Genomic DNA, 21,007 nt, shown 5'->3' on the forward strand with positions numbered 1-21,007 from the left:
TCATGCCGGAGTCACCACAGTCGACACTGCCGCCCCCACCTGCGCCTTCGCGACGATGGACGGCATGACGACGACCTCAGCGGCGAACGGCGCCCCGGCCGTGAGCTTCGAACGGGTGACCAAGAGCTACGGCGACGTGCGCGCCGTGGACGCCCTCACCCTCGACCTCCGCCCCGGCGAGACCGTGGCCCTGCTCGGCCCGAACGGCGCGGGCAAGTCCTCCACCCTCGACCTGCTGCTCGGCCTGCGGCAGCCGGACAGCGGCACCGTGCGGGTCTTCGGCACGAGCCCGCGCGAGGCGATCACCGCGGGCCGGGTCGGCGCCATGCTGCAGAGCGGCGGCCTGATGGACGAGGTCACCGTCGCGGAACTGGTGCGGCTCGCCTGCGCGCTGCACCCGCGGCCCCACCGGGTGAGCGACGTGCTCGCCCACGCGGGCATCACGCAGATCGCCGACCGCAAGGTCAACAAGCTCTCCGGCGGCCAGGAGCAGCGGGTGCGCTTCGCGCTCGCCACGGCGGGCGAGAACGACCTGATCGTCCTGGACGAGCCGACCACCGGCATGGACGTCACCGCCCGCCAGGCGTTCTGGGCGACCATGCGGGACCAGGCCGAACAGGGCCGCGCGGTCCTCTTCGCCACGCACTACCTGGAAGAGGCCGACGCGATCGCCGACCGCGTCCTGGTGCTGCACCGCGGCCGTCTCCTCGCGGACGGCACCGCCGCCGAGATCAAGGCGAAGGCGGGCGCCCGGAAGGTCTCCTTCGACCTGGAGGGCCGGGAGGGCCGGGAGGGGCTCGCGGGCATCGACGAGGCGCTCACGGCCGAGCTGCGCGCGCTGCCGTTCCTGACCACGATCGACGTCTCGGGCCACACGGTCCGCCTCCAGTCGACCGACGCCGACGCCACCGTGCACGCGCTGTACGGGCTCGGCGTCTACCCCCGCAACCTGGAGGTCGCGGGACTCGGCCTCGAACAGGCCTTCGTGGCGATCACCGAGGCCGAGGAGGCCAGGACCCGATGACGTACCCGACGTACTCCTTCGCCTCGCGCGCGCTCGTCAAGCTGGAGATCACCCGCGCCCTGCGCAACCGCAAGTTCCTGTTCTTCTCGGTGATCTACCCGTCGCTGCTCTTCCTGATCATCGCGGGCGGCCAGTCCGCGACCACGAAGGTCGAGGGGACGGGCCTGAACCTGCCCGCCTTCTTCATGGTGTCCATGGCGTCCTTCGGCGCCCTCACCGCCGTCCTGATGGGCAACAGCGAGCGCATCGCCAAGGAGCGCGAGAACGGCTGGGTGCGGCAGCTGCGCCTGACCTCGCTGCCGGGGCACGGCTACGTCCTGGCGAAGACCGCCAGCGCGGCCGTGGTGAGCCTGCCGTCCATCGTCGTGGTCTTCGTGGTCGCCGCGGCCGTCAAGGACGTCCGCTTCGACGCCTGGCAGTGGCTGGCCCTGACCGGCGCGATCTGGGCGGGCAGCCTCTGCTTCGCCGCGCTCGGCGTGGCGATCGGCTATCTCGCGTCCGGTGACGCGGTGCGCCCGATCACGATGATCGTCTACTTCGGGCTCTCCGTGCTCGGCGGCCTGTGGATGCCGACGACGACCTTCCCCGGGTGGCTCCAGGACATCGCGTCCTGGCTGCCCACCCACGCGTACGCTGCCCTCGGACAGGCCATCGAACTGGGCAACGCCCCGCATGCGAAGGACGTCACGCTCCTCGTCGCCTACTTCCTCCTCTTCGCGGGCGGCGCGGCGTGGCTGTACCGGAAGGACACACTGAAGGCGTGAGCGAGAACGACGCTGTGGGCAACGAGCTGCACCCCGTGTACACGTTCGGGCGACCGCCCCAGGGCCGCCGTCAGTTCCTGACGAAGGCGGCCTGGATCGGCGTCTGGCTGGTCTTCCTGAGCTCCCCGATGAAGGACCTGGCCGACGGCCACCACACGACGCCCGCCACGGTGTTCGGCTGGCTCGGCCTCGCGGTCTTCGTGGTCTGCTACCTGACCCTGGTCTTCCGCTACACCACCAGGATCCTCCAGTGGGCCCCCGTCATCGGCTCGTTCACGGCGCTCGTCGTCCTCGCCGCGGTCCTCGCGCTCTGCTTCGGCGACCAGTGGCTCGGTCTCTTCGTGTACGTCGCGGTCTCCGCGGGCGCGGTCCTGCCGGTGCGGTACGCGCTGTGGGTCATCCCCGCGGTCACCCTCCTGATGATCCTGGTGGGCCTGCGCGACGACGGTCTCGGCGACCTGATCACCAACCTCGGGGTGATCACCCTCCTGGTCGGCTTCGCGATGTCCGGCGTGCGCGAGCTGATCCGTACGACGATCCAGCTCCGCCAGGCCCGCGCCACCGTCGCCCAACTCGCCGCCAACGAGGAGCGGCTGCGGCTCGCCAGGGACCTGCACGACCTGCTCGGCCACTCGCTCTCGCTGATCACGCTCAAGAGCGAGCTGGCCGGGCGGATGCTCCCCACCGACCCCGACAAGGCCGCGCAGCAGGTCGCCGACATCGAACAGGTCAGCCGCCAGGCCCTGGTGGACGTCCGCGAGGCGGTCTCCGGCTACCGGCGGCGCACCCTGGCGGGCGAGCTCGCGGGGGCGCGCACGGCGCTCACCGCCGCGGGCGTCGAGGCCGACGTGCCCCTGGACGCGCCCGCCGAACTGCCGGACGAGGAGGGCGAGGCGGCGCTCGCCTGGGCGCTGCGGGAGGCCGTGACCAACGTCGTACGGCACAGTGGCGCCCGGCGGTGCACGGTGACGTTCACCGCCCGGCAGACGCTCGCGGGGCGGCGCCTGGAACTGTGCGTGGAGGACGACGGTTCGGGTGGCTCGGGCGCCGCGCCGGGCAACGGCCTCACGGGCCTCGCCGAGCGCGTCCAGGCCGTCGGGGGAGACCTGGAGAAGGGCCCCGCGGCCCGCCACGGCTTCCGTCTCACCGTCCGCGTGCCGCTCGCCGACGCGGCCGTAGGATCCCCCTCATGAGCAGCGTGAACAGCGGGAGCAGCGGCACGGACGGCAGCGGTGCGGGCGGCGTCATCAAGGTGCTGCTCGCCGAGGACCAGTCGATGGTCAGGGAGGCACTCGCCGCCCTGCTCGGGCTCGAACCGGACATCGAGGTCGTCGCCCAGGTGTCCCGAGGCGACGAGGTGCTCGCCGCGGCCCGCTCGCACGACGTGCACGTGGCGCTGCTCGACATCGAGATGCCGGGGTGCACGGGCATCGAGGCGGCGGCTCAACTGCACGCCGAGTTCCCCGAGTTGAAGGTGGTCATCCTCACCACGTTCGGGCGGCCCGGCTATCTGCGCAGCGCCATGGAGTCCGGCGCCGACGCGTTCCTGGTCAAGGACGCGCCCGCGGCCCAGCTCGCCGCCGCGGTGCGCAAGGTCCTCGCGGGGGAGCGGGTCATCGACCCGACGCTGGCCGCCGCGGCCCTCGCCGGGGGTGCGAACCCGCTCACCGACCGCGAGCGCGAGGTGCTTCGCGCGGCCGCCGACGGCGCCACCAACGCCGAACTGGCCAAGGAGCTGCACCTCTCGCAGGGCACGGTCCGCAACTACCTCTCGACGGCGATCCAGAAGCTGGCCGTGCGCAACCGCGCCGAGGCGGTCAAGGTCGCACGGGACAAGGGCTGGCTCTGAGCCCCGGCGCCGACCCCCGGGCATGAGAGGTCAGTTCAGCATCGCCCGGGCCCCGTGCGCCTGCCGCCTGGCCCGGTCCGCCGCCGCCGCGTCCTCCGCGGCGACGGCGTCCGCGTAGGTGTCGAGCTCCCGCGCGCCCGTGAGGTAATCCCCTCGCTGCACCAGGAGTTCGGCGCGTTCGTAGTGCAGCCGGGCGGGCGGCGCGGGCAGCAGCAGCGAGAGGTCGATCGCCCACAGGGAGACCTCGGAGCGTTCGGGCCGGGGCGCCGCCCAGGCGCGGACGTTGTTCAGGATCCGCCGCACGATGTCCAGGGTCCCCGCGGGCCGCAGCATCGACGGCACGAGCGGCGCCCCGGTGGCCGCGGCGACGAGCAGCTCCGCGTCCGTCGCGGTCAGCACGCGGCCGCCGGAGAAGGCGTCGGCGAGCACCTGGTCGTCCCCGCCCCCGAAGCCGACCACGAAGTGTCCCGGCAGCGCCACGCCGTGCACCGGGGCGCCCGCGCGCCGCGCCACCTCCATCCACAGCACCGAGAGCAGGATCGGCAGCCCCCTGCGGCGTCTGAGCACCTCGTGCAGGAGGGAGGACTCCAGACGCTGGTAGACGCCGGGCCCGCCCTTGAACCCGTAGCGCTGGCCCAGGAGTTCGGCCGTGGCGAGGGCCCAGGAGCGGGCGGCTTCGGCTGCCGCGGCCCCGCGCGCGGACGCGGCCCGGGCGACCTGCGCGGCGAGGCGGTCGATCAGGCGCCGCGCCATGTCGAGGTCCGTCGTGTCGAGCGTGGGGTCCGCCTCCGTGCCGATCAGCAGACAGAGCAGCGCGAGATCGGGCCGCTCGGACCCGGCCTCGTCCGCGAACAGGCGCCGCCACCGGGCGGTTCGGGGGTGCATACGTCCCTGGTGCCCGGTCGGGCCGATCGATACGTCCGTCCGGGGCCGACCTGGCCGTGTCCGTACGTCAGTTGAGCATCGCGCGGGCGGCCCGCGCCTGGTGCCTGACCCGCTCCGCGGTGGTCGGCTCGACCGTCGTCACCACGTCGGCGTACTCGTCGAGCGCCTCCGCGCCGCCCAGGAAGTCACCGCGCTGGACGAGGAGTTGGGCCCGCTCGTAGCGCAGTCTCGCCGGGTGCGAGGGCAGCAGCAGGGAGAGTTCGAGGGCCCACAGCGCGACGTCGGAGCGCTCGGGGCGGGCGGCGGCCCAGGCGCGGATGTTGTTGAGGATGCGCTGGACGATGTTCAGCGGATCGGCGGGCGTCAGCATCGAGGGCTGGATCCCGCCGCCCGTCGTACCGGCCACCAGGAGTTCCGCGTCCGCGCCGGTCAACAGGCGTCCGCCGTCGAAGGGGTCGGCGAGCACCTGGTCGTCCTTGGGGCCGAAGCCGACGACGAAATGGCCCGGCAGGCCCACCCCGTACACGGGGGCGCCCGCGCGCCGCGCCACCTCCATCCACACCACGGACAGCAGGATCGGCAGCCCCCTGCGGCGCCGCAGCACCTCGTGCAGGAGCGAGGACTCCAGGCGCTGGTAGTCGCCCGGTGTTCCCTCGAACCCGCACTGTCCGCCCAGGAGTTCGGCGAGCGCGGTCGCCCACGCCCGCGGGCCGCCGGGCCGGAAGGGCAGGAGGCCCGCGAGGCGGTCCAGTTCGATCTCGGCGGCGTCGATGCCCGCCTCGTCGAGGGCGGGATCCGCCTCCGCGCCGATCAGCAGGCACAGCGGCGCGAGACCGGGCCGTTCGGACCGTGCCTCTTCGGCGAACCGCCGCCGCCATTCGCCGGACTCCGCGTGCATACGTGCCTCGTGTCTCATGCCCTCGACGGGCGCTGTTTCCCGTGCCGTGCTCTCGTGCAGTGTGCCGCTCGCCCGCGCGTCTCCCGCCCGCGAGCCCCCGTCCCGCCGGGACCGCTCAGGCGGCCCCGTACCGGTAGTGGTGGTACGCGTGATGCGCCGCGAAGCCCATCTCGCCGTACAGCGCCCGCGCACCGTCGTTGTCGTCCTCCACCTGCAGCCAGGCCGCCGACGCGCCCTCCGCGAGGGCCTGCCGCGACAGCGCGGTCATCACCGCGGTGGCGAGTCCCTGCCGCCGGTGCTCCGGGTCCACCTCGACCGCCATGAAACCGGCCCAGCGCCCGTCCACCACGCACCGCCCGATGGCGGCCGGCGATTCCCCGCTCCCGGGCACGGAAGCGAACCACACCGAGGGCCCGCTCGCCAGCACCTTGAGCACATGCGGTCCGGGAACCCCGAACCGCTTGTACCGCCGCAGCCACGCCTCGTCATAGGACCGGGAGAGTTCCACGCGCGACACGTCCGCGTCCAGGTCCCCGACCGGGGCGAGTCCGCCGATGTGCAACCGGGCGCTCACCTCGCGCTCCCAGCCGCGTGCCGCCAGCTCGGCGCAGAGCAGCTCCTGCGTGCCCTCGGCGCCCGTCGCGGTCTGCACGTAGGCGGGCAGCTCCCGGGCCGCGTACCAGTCGCGCACCTGCCGCAGGGCCTCGTCAAGGGGTCGGCCCGGATCGCCGAGCGGCAGCACCGAGTTGGCCCGCCGGGTGAACCCCGACGCCGCCCGCAGCTCCCACGCGCCGAGCCGCTCGCTCTCCACCGGCTGCCAGGCCCGCGCGCTGACCCGCGCCAGCTCCTCGTACGAGGCGGCGGGGCCCCGCCTGCGGGCCGGGGCGGCGGGGACGACCTTGCCCGCGACGAGGGATCGCTCGTCGATCCTGACGCTTTCCCCGTCGCGTCGTGTGATGAGCACCACACCGTCGTTCCACGATGTGAGAACGCCCACCGTGTCGGTGAACTTCCCGGCAGGCTCAAGGGCCTCGCTCACGCGTCGAACAGAGACGCGTTTACCCACGTCAGCAGGGGTGATTCGGACCTCAAGCCGTCCGCCCGCAGTGAATTCCACAGCTCTGTACGCCCCTCCTGTTCGGATCATGCCCGGGAACGGAGATACTAGGGGCGGGCATCGACGACGCCGCGCTCCCGCGCGCCAGGCGAGCGGAGCCTGAAGACGGCCCGCCAACGCCCGTATCGAGGAGGAACGACAGCGTGACCTACGTCATCGCGCAGCCTTGTGTCGACGTCAAGGACAAGGCGTGCATCGAGGAGTGCCCGGTCGACTGCATTTACGAGGGCTCCAGGTCCTTGTACATCCACCCGGACGAATGCGTCGACTGTGGAGCCTGCGAACCGGTCTGCCCGGTCGAGGCGATCTTCTACGAGGACGACACTCCTGAGGAGTGGAAGGACTACTACAAGGCGAACGTCGAGTTCTTCGACGAGCTCGGTTCGCCCGGTGGCGCGAGCAAGCTCGGCCTGATCGAGCGCGACCACGCCTTCATCGCCGCCCTGCCGCCGCAGAACCAGTAACGGCAGTCAGAGCGCCGCCCCGGTCCCGTACGGCACGTCCGCCGTACGGGACCGGGGCATTTGCACAGCGACGCGTCGCGTCGTACAAGCGCCGCACGCACCACACGCATTACGGGAGTCACCACGTGTCCGTAGTCTCCGACCGCCTTCCCACCTTCCCCTGGGACAAGCTCGAGCCGTACAAGGCCACGGCGGCCGCCCACCCCGGCGGCATCGTCGACCTGTCGGTGGGCACCCCGGTCGATCCGGTGCCCGAGCTCATCCAGAAAGCACTGGTCGCGGCCGCGGACTCGCCGGGCTATCCGACGGTGTGGGGCACCACCGAGCTGCGCGACGCGATCACCGGATGGTGCGAACGGCGCCTCGGCGCACGGGACATCACCCACCGCAACGTCCTGCCGGTCGTCGGCTCCAAGGAGCTGGTGGCCTGGCTCCCGACGCAGCTGGGCCTCGGCCCCGGCGACGTCGTCGCCTACCCGCGGCTCGCCTACCCGACGTACGAGGTGGGGGCGCGCCTGGCCCGCGCGGAGTACGTCGCCTACGACGACCCGACGGAGCTGGACCCCACGGGCCTCAAGCTCCTCTGGCTCAACTCGCCCTCGAACCCGACCGGTCGCGTCCTGTCCAAGGACGAGCTGACCCGCACGGTGGCCTGGGCGCGCGAGCACGGCGTGCTGCTCGTCAGCGACGAGTGCTACCTGGAGCTCGGCTGGGAGGCGGAGCCGGTCTCGGTGCTGCACCCGGACGTGTGCGGCGGTTCGTACGAGGGGATCGTGGCCGTCCACTCGCTCTCCAAGCGCTCCAACCTGGCGGGCTACCGCGCGGCGTTCGTCGCCGGTGACGCGGGCGTGCTCGGCGACCTGCTCCAGATCCGCAAGCACGGCGGCATGATGACGTCCGCGCCGACGCAGGCGGCGGTCGTCGCGGCGCTCGGTGACGACGAGCACGTGCGCGAGCAGCGCGAGCGGTACGCGGCCCGGCGCGCGGCCCTGCGCGACGCGCTCCTGAAGCACGGCTTCCGCATCGAGCACAGCGAGGCGAGCCTCTACCTGTGGGCGACCCGCGACGAGTCCTGCTGGGACACCGTCGGACACCTCGCGGAGCTCGGCATCCTCGTGGCGCCCGGCGACTTCTACGGCCCGGCGGGCGAGCGCTTCGTGCGCGTGGCCCTGACGGCGACGGACGAGCGCGTGGCGGAGGCGGTCGCGCGCCTGGCCTGAGGCGCACGGGAACGCGGGAAGGGCCCGGAGCCACTGGCTCCGGGCCCTTCCCGCGTCCGTGCCGGGACTAGCCGAGGGGCAGGCCCTTGAGCGGCAGCTGGTCGGTGGGCAGGCCGCCCTTGGTGACCGCGTCGGTGGGCAGGCCGCCGTCGGTGGCCGTGCCCGCGGTGTCGCCGAGCACCTCGCCCGCGCTGCCCGCGACGTCACCGGCGGCCTTCTGCGCGGCCGGGGTGGTGGTCTTGGCGCCCTTGCCAACGGCCTTGCCCGCGGCGGGAACGGCCTTCTTCACGGTCTTGCTGCCGGTCTCACCGGCGAGCTTGCTGGTGTGCTGGGCGGCACCGTCGACGGTGTTGCCCAGGTTGGCACCGTCCAGGGCGGTGAGTCCGCCCAGGTCGGGGGCGGCGGGGAGAGCCGCGGCGCTTGCGGAGCCGGCCGCACCGACCGCGGCAGCTGCACCGGCTGCGCCGAGCAGCGCGGCACGGGCGATCCGGCGGGTCAGGGGGAGGGACATGATGCTCCTTCAGACGGGAGAGAACATGGGGTCGTCCGGCCGGATCGGCTCCGGCTGCCCGCCGGATGGGTTCCGGCGATCGGACGCAGTGACTACCGCTCGAAGCCCGCGAAGGTTGCGGTGGCGCAACGTAAAGAGTTGGCAATGCATCGCATTATCGGCTTCGGATAAAAACGGGCAAACGCCCTTCGTCGCGAATCGCCGCGGAATCCTTAATCCCCTTTGTTCTCAAGGGATGTGGGGAGTACGGGGGAGGGGCGGGGCGCATCAGGGAGAGAGGCCGTCGACCGGTGATCTCCGTGCCCCGATCGAGTGACCCGCCGTACTACTGCCCGGTGACAATGCGGACCTCGGCCGCGTCCCGCTCCGCCCCCGCGGCGCCCTCTTCGCGGCCCTTCGGCGTCCTGCGCCATCGCCCCGCGCCGTCCCCGGAGCCCTCGCCGTCCCCCGCGCGCCACTCGCGTCCCGCGTAGGAGACCCGCTCGATGCGCAGCGCGGAGGACTGGGCCACCGCCCAGTGCGCCAGCTCCCAGCCGCGCGCGGGGGCGCCGCCGTCCGTCGTCGTCGGCGTCGAGGACACCGGCACGGAGACCGTGCGGCCCCCGGTGTCGTCAGGGCGCACCGCCCGGCCGAAGTCGCGGACCAGCGCGGCCCGTACCTGCGCGGGGCCGCCCGGGTCCGTGCCGGGGCGGCCCTCGCAGCTCAGGGTGGCGGGCGCGCGCCCGGTCAGCGCCGCCGCGAGCAGCGCCGCGTCCGGTTCGTGCTTGGCGTACGCCTGCGGATAGCCGCTGTGCTGCACGCGCTGCGCGGCGACCGTGAGGGGCAGCCGTGAGTAGCCGGGGACGTCGGCGAGGTGGGCGTAGAAGCGGGCCGACGCGTACGCCGGGTCCATGATCTGCCGCTCGTCGCCCCAGCCCTGCGAGGGCCGCTGCTGGAAGAGGCCGAGCGAATCGCGGTCGCCGTGGCGGATGTTGTGCAGGCCCGACTCCTGGAGCGCGGTCGCCAGGGCGATGGTCACCGCCCGCTCGGGCATGCCGCGCGAGGTGCCGACCACGGCGACCGTCGAGGCGTTCCGCGCCTGCTCGGCCGTGAAGGTGTACGAAGCGCCGTCGCCGTTGCCCGACACCACCGTGCACCGCGGCTCCGGCTTGCCCCCGTACACGTACTGCACCGCCACGTAACCCGCGACGGCGAGCAGCACGGCGAACGCGGTCCCGAGGCGCGGAAGACGGCCGCGCCACCGTGGGGTGGGGGGCTCAGGCACGTGTCCACGGTACTGGAGTTCCGTGCGGTGCCCGAGTCCTGCGAGCGGTCGCGGGGACGGCGGGCGTTAGGGTCGTGAGCATGACCGATACGCCGCTTGACCTCACGTTGGACGCCGCGGAGCTGACCGCGAGGCTGGTCGACTTCCCGTCCCCGAGCGGGTCCGAGAAGGGGCTCGCCGACGCCATCGAGACGGCCCTGCGCGCCCTGCCGCACCTCACCGTGGACCGGTACGGCAACAACGTGGTGGCCCGCACGGACCTGGGCCGCGCGGAGCGGGTCATCCTCGCCGGGCACATCGACACGGTGCCGATCGCGGACAACGTGCCCTCGCGCCTGGACGACGACGGCGTCCTGTGGGGCTGCGGCACCTGCGACATGAAGTCGGGCGTCGCCGTCCAGCTGCGCATCGCGCAGACGGTGACCGAACCCAACCGCGACCTCACCTTCGTCTTCTACGACAACGAAGAGGTGGCCGCGCACCTGAACGGCCTCGGGCACGTCGCCGAGGCCCACCCCGACTGGCTCGCCGGTGACTTCGCGATCCTCCTGGAGCCGACCGACGGCCTGGTCGAGGGCGGCTGCCAGGGCACGCTCCGGGTGCTCCTGAAGACCAAGGGCGAGCGGGCGCACTCCGCACGCGCGTGGATGGGCTCCAACGCCATCCACGCCGCGACGCCCATCCTCCAGAAGCTCGCCGCGTACGAGCCCCGCACGCCGGTCGTCGAGGGCCTCCGGTTCCACGAGGGGCTCAACGCCGTCCGCATCGAGGGCGGCGTCGCCACCAACGTCATCCCCGACGAGTGCACCGTCACCGTCAACTTCCGCTACGCGCCGGACCGCAGCGAGGAGGAGGCGCTCGCCTTCGTGCGCGACTACTTCGCGGACTGCGGCGTCGAGGAGTTCATCGTCGACGACCACACCGGCGCGGCCCGGCCCGGACTGACGCACCCGGCCGCCGCCGCGTTCGTCGCGGCCGTCGGCGGCGAGGCCCGCCCCAAGTTCGGCTGGACGGACGTGGCGCGCTTCAGCAGGCTCGGCGTGCCCGCGGTCAACTACAGCCCCGGCAACCCGCTGCTCGCCCACAAGGTCGACGAGCGCGTCGAGGCCAAGCGGATCCCGGAAGCGGAGGAGCGGCTGCGCGGCTGGCTGACGGCGTGACATCGATGAGGCTCCCGGAACCGGACATCCCGACGTCCCTCGGCTGTAACCCGCGTAGACCTACGCTGTGATTCACGTACGCATGGAGGGAGCAGACGATGAGCAACCCTGAGGGCAGGAAGCGTCCCGAGGAGCAGCGGCTCGGCCCGGTGCTGCGACGCAGGGACAAGGTCCAGCCCGGCACCACCGACCAGCGTCTCCTCGACTCCGACGGACCCTCCGAGTGGGTGCACACGGATCCCTGGAGAGTCCTGCGCATCCAGTCCGAGTTCATCGAGGGCTTCGGCACGCTCGCCGAACTCCCGCCCGCGATCAGCGTGTTCGGCTCGGCGCGCACCGCGGAGGACTCGCCCGAGTACGCGGCGGGCGTCGAGATCGGCAAGGCGCTCGTGGAGGCGGGCTTCGCGGTGATCACGGGCGGCGGTCCCGGCGCCATGCAGGCCGCCAACCAGGGCGCGGTCGAGGCCAAGGGCACGTCCGTCGGCCTCGGCATCGAGCTCCCCTTCGAGCAGGGCCTCAACCAGTACGTCGACATCGGCGTGAACTTCCGCTACTTCTTCGTCCGCAAGACGATGTTCGTGAAGTACGCCCAGGGCTTCGTGGTCCTGCCCGGCGGCCTCGGCACCCTGGACGAACTCTTCGAAGCGCTCACCCTCGTACAGACCCGCAAGGTCACGCGCTTCCCGATCGTCCTGTTCGGATCGGAGTACTGGAACGGCCTGATCGACTGGCTGAAGAACACGGTCATCGCCCAGGGCAAGGCATCGGAGGCGGACCTGCTCCTCTTCCACGTCACGGACGACGTGGACGAGGCGATCTCCTTGGTGACGAAGGAAGTCGGTAAGTAGCACCCCGCGCGCGGGGGCAGGCTCTCGGGCCGGCCCCCGCCGCACTCAGGCCAGCCCCCGCCGCGCCACCGCAGGCGCCCGGTGCCCCGCGATCGTCGCCACCATGTCCAGGACCTGCCTCGTCTCGGCGACCTCGTGGACGCGGTAGACCTGGGCGCCGAGCCACGCCGAGACCGCCGTCGTCGCCAGGGTGCCGATCACGCGCTCCTTGACCGGCTTGTCGAGGGTCTCGCCCACGAAGTCCTTGTTGGAGAGCGAGACCAGGACCGGCCAGCCCGTCTCCGTCATCTCGCCGAGCCTGCGGGTGGCCTCCAGGCTGTGCCGGGTGTTCTTGCCGAAGTCGTGCCCCGGGTCGATCATCACGGACTCGCGCGGGACGCCGAGTTCCACCGCGCGCTCGGCCAGGCCGACCGTCACGCGCAGGATGTCGGCCATCACGTCGTCGTACGTGATCCGGTGCGGCCTCGTCCGAGGCTCCGCGCCGCCCGCGTGCGTGCACACCAGGCCCGCCCCGTACCGCGCGGCGACCTCCGCGAGCTTCGGATCCACCCCGCCCCAGGCGTCGTTGAGCACATCGGCGCCCGCCTCGCAGACCGCCTCGCCCACGTCGTGCCGCCAGGTGTCGACGCTGATCACCACGTCGGGGAACCGCCTGCGCACCTCCGCGACGAAGCCGACCGTGCGGCGCGCCTCCTCCTGCGCGGTCACCTCCTCGCCGGGTCCCGCCTTGACCCCGCCGATGTCGATGATGGCGGCGCCCTCGGCCACCGCCTGTTCCACCCGGGCCAGCGCGGGCTCGTCGCGGAACGTGGCCCCCTGGTCGTAGAAGGAGTCCGGGGTCCGGTTGACGATCGCCATGATCACCGGCTCGTGCGCGTCGAACTCGCGCCTGCCAAGCCTGAGCATCCCCTGTGATCCTCCTGGGTCCTTGTCGCACTGCGGCCGCCTGCGACCTTAACTGTCAGTGCCGCATGGCACGATCGGACCCTGACAGTTTCAGCACGGGCACGTCGAGCGTGGGGGCCTGAAGAGATGGTCTTGTTCTTGTTCCTGGTCATCGCCCTCGTGGTGGTGGTCGGCGCGGTGACGCTCGCCGTGGTCGGCGGCGGCGAGAGCGGCGCGCTGCCCGATGCCGCGCCCGAGCGGTTCACCGACCCGCTCCCCGAGGACCGCCCGCTGCGCCGTGCCGACGTGGACGAGGTCCGCTTCCCGCTGACGCTGCGCGGCTACCACATGGGCGAGGTGGACGACGTGCTCGGCCGCCTCGGCGCCGAGCTCGCCGAGCGGGACGCCCGCATCGCCGAGCTGGAGGCGGCCCTGGCCGGGGCGCAGGCCACGGCGGTCGGCGGCAAGGACCTCTTCGACGGGTACGAACCGCGCAAGGCGGCGGGACCGGACGAGCAGCGGCAGACAGGGGACGACCAGTGAGCACGAGCGACGCCGTCGCGGGACCCGACGGGGGCCTGCGCTGCCCCTGGGGCCTGTCCACCGAGGACTACGTGGCGTACCACGACGACGAATGGGGCCGCCCGGTCCACGGCGACGACGCGCTGTACGAGCGGCTCTGCCTGGAGGCGTTCCAGTCGGGCCTGTCGTGGATCACGATCCTGCGGCGCCGCGAGGGCTTCCGGACCGCCTTCGCCGACTTCAAGATCGCCTCGGTCGCGGAGTTCACCGACGCGGACAGTGCGCGGCTCCTCGCCGACCCGGGGATCATCCGCAACCGCGCCAAGATCGAAGCGACCCTGGCCAACGCGCGCGTGCTCGCCGACTGGTCCGACGGCGAACTGGACTCCCTGATCTGGTCGTTCGCGCCGGACGCCGCCTCCCGCAAGGCGCCCAGGAAGCTCTCCGACGTGCCCGCGATCACCGAGGAGTCCACGGCCCTGTCCAAGGCCCTCAAGAAGCGCGGCATCCGCTTCGTCGGCCCCACCACGGCGTACGCCCTGATGCAGGCCTGCGGTCTGGTCAACGACCACCTCGCGGACTGCGTGGCCCGCGAGGCGGCGGGCTAGGCCCTGTCGTCAAACTCCCGTCTGCCCCGCGACGTCTGGCACGCACGCTCGCGGCGTTGCCGGAATGCCCGAGTAGGCCCACTACGAGGACATCCCGGCGCCTTGCGATCGCACGCACCAGACGCCGCGGGGCCGCCCTTCGGGCGACGACGGGAGTTTGACGACAGGGCCTAGGGCCTGCCCGGCGGCCGTTCAGCGCCCGAGGTACTCGGGCTTCTCCTTCGCGATGAAGGCCCGCACGGCGATCGTGTGGTCCTCGGACTGCCCCGCCTTCGACTGGAGCTCGTCCTCCTTGTCGAGAGCCTCGTCCAGGGTGTGGCCCGCGGCATAGGCGAGGGACTCCTTGAGGGCCCCGTAGGCGAGCGTGGGGCCTTCGGCCAGGGTGCGGGCCACCCTCGCGGCCTCCTCGGCCAGCTCGGCGGCGGGTACGACCTTGTTGGCGATGCCCAGGTCGTACGCCTCCTGCGCGCTGATGTTCCGCGGGAACAGCAGCAGGTCGGCGGCCCTGCCGGGACCGATCACCCTCGGCAGCGTCCAGGAGACACCCGAGTCGGCGGTCAGCGCGACCCCGGCGAAGGAGGTGTTGAACTTGGCGTTGTCCGCGACCACGCGGTAGTCGGCGGCGAGCGCGAAGCCGAATCCCGCGCCCGCGGCGACTCCGTTGACCCCGGCGACCACGGGCTTCGGCATCCCGGCGATGGCCCGCACGATGGGGTTGTAGTGCTCCTTGACGGTGGTCATCGTCTGCCCCGTGCCCGCCTCGCGGTCGGTCATCAGGAACCCGATGTGCTCCTTGAGGTCCTGCCCCACGCAGAAGGCGCGCCCGGTCGCGGTGAGCAGGACGGCCCGCACGGCGTCGTCGTCGGCGGCGGCCCGCGCGGCGTCGCGCAGGGCGACCTTGGCCTCGGTGTTCATCGCGTTCATCGCGTCGGGGCGATTGATCGTGATCGTCGCGAGTCCGTCGCTCACCTCGTAGAGCACGCTGTCCGACATGGTGGTCCCCTCCGCTGGTCCAGTACGTAGGAGCTCAGCATGACGGAGATCATCGGGCTCCGGTACGAGGCCGGAGATGTGACCTGCGTCAAAGAAATCCGGGGCCCTGAGGCGTATGGGGCGGCGAAGTATCGCAGCCACATCGCCGAATTGGGTGGTTTTGCGGGCGCGCGTTGCGCAAGCGATGCCGACCGATGTTGGTCATCGGGTCCTGCCATGCGGGATAATGGCCTGGAAGCAATGTGTTCGATGCCGGTGACACCTGGGTTGTCGGCTGCGATGAGCTGGTTTCAGGAAGGGGAACGAGCATGGCGGCCATGAAGCCGCGGACGGGCGACGGCCCGCTCGAGGTGACCAAGGAGGGGCGGGGCATCGTCATGCGCGTTCCGCTCGAAGGCGGCGGACGACTTGTCGTCGAACTGACTCCGGACGAGGCCGACGCGCTCGGCGACGCCCTGAAGAAGGTCGTCGGCTGACGCGGAAGCGCGCCCGAACTTTTCACTGCCCCGGCATCGTACGACGATGCCGGGGCAGTGCTGTCTCCGGGTCGAGCCCGCGCCCTAGGGGCGCGGGGAACTGCGCGAATCCCCGTCGCGGAGGCGGGCAACGGTCACACGAGCCCCGTCGCGGAAGGATCTAGGGGCGCGGGGAACTGCGCAAAACCCCGCCGCGGAAGCGCAAAACGGCTACACAGCCCCCGTCACGGAAGAGAAGCCGCACCGGGGACCCGAGGAACGGGAAAACCGCCCAAGCCAGCGCAGCGTCACCGTTTGACGACACAGAGAAGCCCATCCCCCACCGGCACCAACGACGGCACCAGCTCCGCACTCTCCCGCACCGTCCGCAAAAGATCCCGAAGCCGAAGCACCTCCACCGGCTGCGGCCCCGAGTCCACCGTCCTGCCGTCCGCGAAGACGCCCTCGAAGCAGACGAGCCCACCGGGCCGCAGCAGGCGCAACGATTCAGCGAGGTATTCGAGGGACTCCGTGCGGTCGCCGTCGCAGAAGACGAGGTCGTAGCCGCCGTCGGCGAGGCGGGGCAGGACGTCCAGCGCGCGCCCCGGGATGAACCGCGCCCGGTTCCCGGCGAACCCGGCCGCCCGGAAGGCCTGGCGGGCGAACTGCTGGCGGTCCGGCTCGGGATCGACCGTGGTCAGTACGCCGTCGGGCCGCATCCCGTGCAGCAGGTGGATCCCCGACACCCCGGTCCCGGTACCGATTTCGGCCACCGCTTTCGCGTCAACGGTGGCGGCGAGCATCCGCAGCGCGGCGCCGGTGCCGGGCGACACCGAGGGCAGCCCTGTCTCCCGGGCCCGGTCCCGGGCCCAGCGCAGCGCCTCGTCCTCGGCGACAAAGGCGTCGGCGAACGCCCAGCTCGTCTGCCGGTTGCCGGTAATGGCCCTCTCCTGTCCCCGTGGTTGCCTGGCCGTGACTGTATCCGTTGGGGCCGGGAACCCGCAGATGGGACCGGGCGTTATGAGGGGGTGGGAGCGCAACGGGGGTAACGGATGGATCAAGACGGGAAGCGGGCGCGACGAAGGGGCAGGACACCTACGCGGAAGCCCGTACCAAATTCACGTAAAAACGCTTATCCGGAGCTAACGGGCGAGGTGGTTATGGTAGGGGCTCCACTGGACACCACCAGAGCCGATAGGGGAGGTGCGGCTGCGTCCGCGGATCGGGGAGGAGCGCTCCGGCGTTTTCTCAGGTTGGCGGGTGAGCCGAAATCCGTGACCAACACCGCTGACCGATTCCGTGCCGACGACTCCGCTCAGACCGCGACCTTTGCCGCTGACGCGGATGCGCAGGCGTGGACTCCGCCCACCTGGGAGGAGATCGTCAGCACGCACAGCGGCCGCGTATACCGCCTGGCGTATCGCCTGACCGGTAACCAGCACGACGCCGAGGACCTCACGCAAGAGGTCTTCGTCCGTGTCTTCCGGTCCCTTTCGACCTACACGCCCGGCACCTTCGAGGGCTGGCTGCACCGGATCACCACCAACCTCTTCCTGGACATGGTGCGTCGCAAGCAGCGCATCCGCTTCGACGCGCTCGGGGACGACGCGGCCGAGCGGCTGCCCAGCCGCGAGCCGTCGCCCCAGCAGGTCTTCAACGACACGCACTTCGACGCGGACGTCCAGCAGGCGCTCGACACCCTCGCGCCCGAGTTCCGTGCCGCCGTGGTGCTCTGCGACATCGAGGGCCTGTCGTACGAGGAGATCGCCGCGACCCTCGGCGTCAAGCTGGGTACGGTCCGCAGCCGTATCCACCGTGGCCGTTCGCAGCTGCGCAAGGCGCTCCAGCACCGCTCGCCCGAGGCCCGCGCCGAGCGCCGCTCGCTCGCGGTGACGGGGGCCGTGGTGCCGGGAGGAGGGGGCGCGACCGCGTGAGTGGATCACGGTCGAATCCTGCCGAACGGCAACTAGCCGAGGCCGAGCAGCATCTGGGGGACCGACTCGCCGCCCTGGTGGACGGCGAGTTGGGCCATGACGCGCGCGAGCGCGTCCTCGCACATCTGGCGACCTGTCCGATGTGCAAGACCGAGGCCGACGCCCAGCGTCGCCTGAAGAACGTCTTCGCGCAGGCGGCCCCGCCGCCGCCGACCGAGAGCTTCCTGGCCAGGCTCCAAGGTCTTCCAGGAGGCGGCATCGAGCCCCCCGGGGACGGGGACGGTGACGGATTCGCCACCGGATCGACCGGATCGACGGGACTGCCCCGGTCCGGGGTCTTCGGCGTGAGCACGGAGTCCTTCGTGGGGTACGTGCCGTCCGGCATCCACGCCGCGGTGCTCCCCAGCGAGCAGCGGGGCTTCCGCATCCACGACGTCCGCAGGCCCGAGCCCGAGCGTTCCGCCTGGCGCGGGCGCCGGTTCGCGTTCGCCGCCGCGGGCGCGGTGTCGCTGGCCGCGATAGCGCTGGGCGGTGTCACGGCGGTCGCCCCCGCCGATGTGAGCGACTCCCGCGCGGGCGGCTCCGGCAGCAACAGCAACGTGACTCCGCAGCGCACGCAGGGCTCGGGCCCCGCGGCGACGTCGGACTCCACGCGGCGCCGCGGCGGCGGCAATCCGCTGTCGGTGCAGGGCAGGCGCCCCGGCGTCCTCGCGACGCCCGTCGCGCCGACCGAGGTGGCAGGGCCCTTGCTGCCCGGCGCCCCCGCGCAGCCCCTGCGGCAGCAGGACCCGGTGTACGCGTTGACCGCGCCGCTGGTGGGCGGTGCCACCGCGATGTCCCCGTTGATACGCCCGCCGTCCCCGGACCGCCGGGTCGCCGAGACCCAGGAGTCCGAACTGCCGGGCACGGGCGGCTCCCTGGGGCCCCTGGGTTCCGAGTCGTTCAGTGCCGCCACGTCGGCGCCCGACCCGGGACCGCTGAAGGGAACGTCGCAGCTGCGCTGACGTGACGTCGCCCTGCGCTCCGGCGGGCGAACCTGGTTGAATCCTCGGTGGGCCGTGCTTGCCGAGGACTCGGCGGGCGCGGGGTTGAGTACCTAATCGGCGTCCGCCGCGGGCCAGTTGTGGGGAGAACATGGACGAGGGGAAGCCCACGAAGGCGAAGTGGTGGAGCCGCCCCCGGCCGGAGGTACCGGGCATCGCGCCCGCGCCGCAGCAGGAGTCGCAGCAGGACCGGCACGCACCGCGGGCGGCCCCGGATCCGGCCCAGCCCTCGCCCCCGGCCGCCGGGGCGCCGCACGGCCCGATACCGCACGCTCCGATACCGGGTGGCCCGACGCCGCCCGTGGGCACGGGGTTCGACGCGGCCCCGCAGGGCCCCGCCCCCGAGCGCACGGCACCGGCCGACGCGCTGCCGCCCGTTCCCGCGCGGCCCGCCCCGGACGCCGCCGCGCCCGCCGAGCGGCCGCGCCCCCTGCACGATCCGGACCCGTACAGCACCCCGCCGTACGGCGAACCGGGCCCCTGGGCCCCCGCCCCGCCGGTGCAGCACCCGGTGGCGACCCCGGCCCACGGCACCGCGCTCCCCCCGACCTCACCGCCCCCGCACGGGGCGACCCCGCCGCACGGCACCCAGGCGCCCGTCCCGCCCCCGTACGACGGCTCCACGCCCCCGCGGGGCGGTGTGCCCCGGCAGCCGTACGACCCCTGGAACGCGCCGCTCCAGCAGACCGGTTCGCTGCCCCCCGAGCCGCCGGAGAAGCAGCGCAAGCGGGCGCGGCGGGTGGTGGTGGTCGGGTTCGTGGTGATCGCTCTCGTGGCCGGAGGGATCGGCGGTGCGATCGGGTCGTATCTGGAGCGCAACGGCGGCGTCGGTGAGATCGAGCTTCCGCAGGCGGGCACGGAGTCCAAGGACCGGCCCAAGGGCAGCGTCGCGGGCATCGCGTCCGCGGCCCTGCCCGGCGTCGTGACCCTGCACGTCAGCGGCGACTCGGCGCAGGGCACAGGGACCGGATTCGTCCTGGACGCCAAAGGCCACATCCTGACCAACAACCACGTCGTCGAGCCCGCGGGGACCGGCGGCGAGATCACGGTGACCTTCAGCGGCGGCGAGACCGCCAAGGCCGAGGTCATCGGCCGCGACTCCGGCTACGACCTGGCCGTCGTCAAGGTCTCCGGCGTCCGCGGACTGCACCCCCTGCCCCTCGGGAACTCCGAGAACGTCCAGGTCGGCGACCCCGTCGTAGCGATCGGCGCCCCCTTCGACCTGGAGAACACGGTGACCTCCGGGATCATCAGCGCCAAGGAGCGGCCCATCACCGCGGGCGGCGAGAAGGGCGACGGCAGCGACATCTCGTACGTCGACGCGCTCCAGACGGACGCCCCCATCAACCCGGGCAACTCGGGCGGCCCGCTGGTCGATTCGAAGGCCCGCGTCGTCGGCATCAACAGCGCCATACGCTCCGCCGACGAGGGCTCCGAGCAGGGCGGCGGCCAGGCGGGGTCGATCGGCCTCGGCTTCGCCATCCCCATCAACCAGGGCAAGCGCGTCGCCGAGGAGCTGATCAACTTCGGCAAGGCGACGCACCCGGTGATCGGCGTCACGCTCGACACCGAGTTCACCGGCGACGGCGCCCGCATCGCCGACAAGGGCAGGGACGGCGGCCCCGCCGTCAACGCGGGAGGACCCGGCGACCGGGCGGGTCTCAAGCCCGGCGACGTCATCACCGAGGTGGACGGGAACGCCGTGCACTCCAGCGACGAGCTCATCATCAAGGTCCGCGCGCACCGCCCCAAGGACCGCCTGGCGCTGACCGTCGAGCGCGGCGGCGCGGACCGCGAGGTGACGTTGGTGCTCGGCTCGGCCGGCGGGAGCTGAGTAAAGGACTGGCCAGGTGTGTCCCGGGTTGTCGTGCAGCGGCTACCGGACGGACACGAGCGGCGGGTACCGTGGTCACGGTCCAGACCACGCATACGGGCTGAGGACAAACGGGCTGAGGACATCGCAAGGAGCTCAAGGTGTTCAATGACATTGGCGCACTCGAGATAGTGACGCTGGTCGTCCTCGCCGTGCTCATTTTCGGTCCCGACAAGCTGCCGAAGGTCATTCAGGACGTCTCCCGCACGATCCGCAAGATCCGCGAGTTCTCCGACAGCGCGAAGGCGGACATAAGGGAAGAGCTGGGCCCGGAGTTCAAGGACTTCGAGTTCGAGGACCTGAACCCGAAGAAGTTCATCCGCAAGCAGCTCGACAACGACGAGCTCGGGCTCAAGGAAATCCGCAACGGCTTCGACCTGAAGAAGGAGATGAACGAGGTCGCGGACGCCGTGCACGGCCGCGAGAGCGATTCCTCGGACGACTCCGACGACTCCTCGGAGGCGCCCGCCGCGCTCTCCAAGGGGGCCCGCGTCGACATGCTGAAGAAGCCCGCGGAGCCCAAGAAGCTCGACGCGGGGGACCGCCCGCCTTTCGACGCGGACGCCACCTGAGCCATCGCCTGAGCCGCCGCCGGGAACCGGTGTGGCTATCCTGCCTTGTTGTCCGGCGTGAGGACGCCCGAGGGGGGCGGGCCGCTCCGGACCGACGAGAGCGAGGAGGCGGCCGGGT

At 72.2% G+C, this 21,007-nt stretch carries 24 protein-coding genes; 16 read left to right on the forward strand and 8 right to left on the reverse strand.

Annotated elements, in window-relative coordinates; translation table 11 throughout:
* The first annotated feature begins 64 nt into the window (after positions 1 to 64).
* Genes KY5_RS26585 through KY5_RS26600 form a run of 4 tightly spaced genes read left to right on the forward strand, consistent with a single transcriptional unit; the run spans position 65 to position 3,637 of the window.
* Positions 65 to 1,024: an ABC transporter ATP-binding protein gene (locus KY5_RS26585; RefSeq protein ID WP_418952819.1), complete on the forward strand. Its 960-nt coding sequence runs from the start codon at positions 65 to 67 to the stop codon at positions 1,022 to 1,024.
* Entirely contained in the window at positions 1,021 to 1,788 is a 768-nt protein-coding gene (locus KY5_RS26590; protein WP_098244592.1) for an ABC transporter permease, read from the forward strand. Before KY5_RS26585 ends, KY5_RS26590 begins: the two co-directional genes overlap by 4 nt.
* A complete protein-coding gene (locus KY5_RS26595; RefSeq protein ID WP_418952820.1) occupies positions 1,785 to 2,981 on the forward strand; it encodes a sensor histidine kinase in 1,197 nt (398 codons plus the stop codon). Before KY5_RS26590 ends, KY5_RS26595 begins: the two co-directional genes overlap by 4 nt.
* Complete coding sequence (locus KY5_RS26600) at positions 2,978 to 3,637, forward strand: response regulator transcription factor (RefSeq protein WP_098244593.1); 660 nt, start codon at positions 2,978 to 2,980, stop codon at positions 3,635 to 3,637. The genes KY5_RS26595 and KY5_RS26600 overlap by 4 nt, the downstream gene beginning before the upstream one ends.
* 30 nt (positions 3,638 to 3,667) lie before the next feature.
* On the opposite strand, the gene KY5_RS26605 is transcribed toward KY5_RS26600, so the two are convergent.
* The 3 genes from KY5_RS26605 to KY5_RS26615 form a co-directional block, all read right to left on the reverse strand.
* Positions 3,668 to 4,522, reverse strand: coding sequence for a transglutaminase-like domain-containing protein (locus KY5_RS26605; RefSeq protein ID WP_098244594.1), 855 nt, complete (start codon positions 4,520 to 4,522; stop codon positions 3,668 to 3,670).
* Positions 4,523 to 4,589: 67 nt separating this feature from the next.
* Positions 4,590 to 5,438 (reverse strand): transglutaminase-like domain-containing protein, encoded by an 849-nt coding sequence (locus tag KY5_RS26610; protein ID WP_098244595.1) that lies wholly within the window; start codon positions 5,436 to 5,438, stop codon positions 4,590 to 4,592.
* A 97-nt stretch (positions 5,439 to 5,535) separates the two neighbouring features.
* Positions 5,536 to 6,537 carry a GNAT family N-acetyltransferase gene (locus KY5_RS26615; protein ID WP_098244596.1) on the reverse strand — a complete coding sequence of 334 codons (1,002 nt, stop codon included), beginning with the start codon at positions 6,535 to 6,537 and terminating at the stop codon, positions 5,536 to 5,538.
* 143 nt (positions 6,538 to 6,680) lie between these two features.
* On the opposite strand from KY5_RS26615, the gene fdxA reads away from it, so the two are divergent.
* On the forward strand, positions 6,681 to 7,001 hold the full coding sequence (gene fdxA, locus KY5_RS26620) for a ferredoxin (protein WP_030573070.1): 321 nt from the start codon (positions 6,681 to 6,683) through the stop codon (positions 6,999 to 7,001).
* A gap of 125 nt (positions 7,002 to 7,126) precedes the next feature.
* Entirely contained in the window at positions 7,127 to 8,221 is a 1,095-nt protein-coding gene (locus tag KY5_RS26625; RefSeq protein ID WP_098244597.1) for a bifunctional succinyldiaminopimelate transaminase/glutamate-prephenate aminotransferase, read from the forward strand.
* Between the two features lie 67 nt (positions 8,222 to 8,288).
* Here the strand turns inward: KY5_RS26625 and KY5_RS26630 are convergent, their stop codons facing one another.
* Both KY5_RS26630 and KY5_RS26635 read right to left on the reverse strand, forming a co-directional pair.
* Positions 8,289 to 8,732, reverse strand: a complete 444-nt coding sequence (locus KY5_RS26630) for an ATP-binding protein (protein WP_098244598.1) — start codon at positions 8,730 to 8,732, stop codon at positions 8,289 to 8,291.
* Positions 8,733 to 9,057: 325 nt separating this feature from the next.
* On the reverse strand, positions 9,058 to 9,996 hold the full coding sequence (locus KY5_RS26635; RefSeq protein ID WP_098244599.1) for a heavy metal transporter: 939 nt from the start codon (positions 9,994 to 9,996) through the stop codon (positions 9,058 to 9,060).
* Between the two features lie 80 nt (positions 9,997 to 10,076).
* On the opposite strand from KY5_RS26635, the gene dapE reads away from it, so the two are divergent.
* Positions 10,077 to 11,156, forward strand: coding sequence for a succinyl-diaminopimelate desuccinylase (gene dapE, locus KY5_RS26640; RefSeq protein ID WP_098244600.1), 1,080 nt, complete (start codon positions 10,077 to 10,079; stop codon positions 11,154 to 11,156).
* A 98-nt stretch (positions 11,157 to 11,254) separates the two neighbouring features.
* Positions 11,255 to 12,004 carry a TIGR00730 family Rossman fold protein gene (locus KY5_RS26645; RefSeq protein ID WP_098244601.1) on the forward strand — a complete coding sequence of 250 codons (750 nt, stop codon included), beginning with the start codon at positions 11,255 to 11,257 and terminating at the stop codon, positions 12,002 to 12,004.
* A gap of 45 nt (positions 12,005 to 12,049) precedes the next feature.
* Here the strand turns inward: KY5_RS26645 and folP are convergent, their stop codons facing one another.
* Positions 12,050 to 12,910, reverse strand: a complete 861-nt coding sequence (gene folP, locus KY5_RS26650) for a dihydropteroate synthase (protein ID WP_098244602.1) — start codon at positions 12,908 to 12,910, stop codon at positions 12,050 to 12,052.
* 126 nt (positions 12,911 to 13,036) lie between these two features.
* On the opposite strand from folP, the gene KY5_RS26655 reads away from it, so the two are divergent.
* Positions 13,037 to 13,432: a DivIVA domain-containing protein gene (locus tag KY5_RS26655; protein ID WP_098244603.1), complete on the forward strand. Its 396-nt coding sequence runs from the start codon at positions 13,037 to 13,039 to the stop codon at positions 13,430 to 13,432.
* On the forward strand, positions 13,429 to 14,019 hold the full coding sequence (locus KY5_RS26660) for a DNA-3-methyladenine glycosylase I (RefSeq protein ID WP_098244604.1): 591 nt from the start codon (positions 13,429 to 13,431) through the stop codon (positions 14,017 to 14,019). The genes KY5_RS26655 and KY5_RS26660 overlap by 4 nt, the downstream gene beginning before the upstream one ends.
* Before the next feature lie 192 nt (positions 14,020 to 14,211).
* Here KY5_RS26660 and KY5_RS26670 read toward each other — a convergent pair whose 3' ends face one another.
* Positions 14,212 to 15,012 (reverse strand): enoyl-CoA hydratase/isomerase family protein, encoded by an 801-nt coding sequence (locus tag KY5_RS26670; protein ID WP_098244605.1) that lies wholly within the window; start codon positions 15,010 to 15,012, stop codon positions 14,212 to 14,214.
* Between the two features lie 39 nt (positions 15,013 to 15,051).
* On the opposite strand from KY5_RS26670, the gene KY5_RS41890 reads away from it, so the two are divergent.
* Entirely contained in the window at positions 15,052 to 15,333 is a 282-nt protein-coding gene (locus tag KY5_RS41890) for a hypothetical protein (protein WP_159072602.1), read from the forward strand.
* The gene (locus tag KY5_RS26675) at positions 15,321 to 15,488 is read left to right on the forward strand and encodes a DUF3117 domain-containing protein (protein ID WP_003966491.1); all 168 of its coding nucleotides are present in this window, start codon (positions 15,321 to 15,323) and stop codon (positions 15,486 to 15,488) included. Before KY5_RS41890 ends, KY5_RS26675 begins: the two co-directional genes overlap by 13 nt.
* 287 nt (positions 15,489 to 15,775) lie before the next feature.
* Here KY5_RS26675 and KY5_RS26680 read toward each other — a convergent pair whose 3' ends face one another.
* On the reverse strand, positions 15,776 to 16,474 hold the full coding sequence (locus KY5_RS26680) for an O-methyltransferase (protein ID WP_098247497.1): 699 nt from the start codon (positions 16,472 to 16,474) through the stop codon (positions 15,776 to 15,778).
* 153 nt (positions 16,475 to 16,627) lie between these two features.
* Between KY5_RS26680 and sigE the strand changes: the two genes are divergently transcribed.
* The 4 genes from sigE to KY5_RS26700 all read left to right on the forward strand — a co-directional run bounded on the left by sigE (position 16,628) and on the right by KY5_RS26700 (position 20,889).
* Positions 16,628 to 17,401: an RNA polymerase sigma factor SigE gene (sigE, locus tag KY5_RS26685; protein WP_199843252.1), complete on the forward strand. Its 774-nt coding sequence runs from the start codon at positions 16,628 to 16,630 to the stop codon at positions 17,399 to 17,401.
* Positions 17,402 to 17,490: 89 nt separating this feature from the next.
* Positions 17,491 to 18,405, forward strand: coding sequence for a zf-HC2 domain-containing protein (locus KY5_RS26690; RefSeq protein ID WP_234363220.1), 915 nt, complete (start codon positions 17,491 to 17,493; stop codon positions 18,403 to 18,405).
* Positions 18,406 to 18,535: 130 nt separating this feature from the next.
* Complete coding sequence (locus KY5_RS26695) at positions 18,536 to 20,278, forward strand: S1C family serine protease (RefSeq protein WP_098244607.1); 1,743 nt, start codon at positions 18,536 to 18,538, stop codon at positions 20,276 to 20,278.
* 140 nt (positions 20,279 to 20,418) lie between these two features.
* Complete coding sequence (locus KY5_RS26700; protein ID WP_098244608.1) at positions 20,419 to 20,889, forward strand: sec-independent translocase; 471 nt, start codon at positions 20,419 to 20,421, stop codon at positions 20,887 to 20,889.
* The last annotated feature ends 118 nt before the right edge of the window (positions 20,890 to 21,007 follow it).

Source organism: Streptomyces formicae (assembly GCF_002556545.1).
Taxonomy (GTDB): Bacteria; Actinomycetota; Actinomycetes; order Streptomycetales; family Streptomycetaceae; genus Streptomyces; species Streptomyces formicae_A.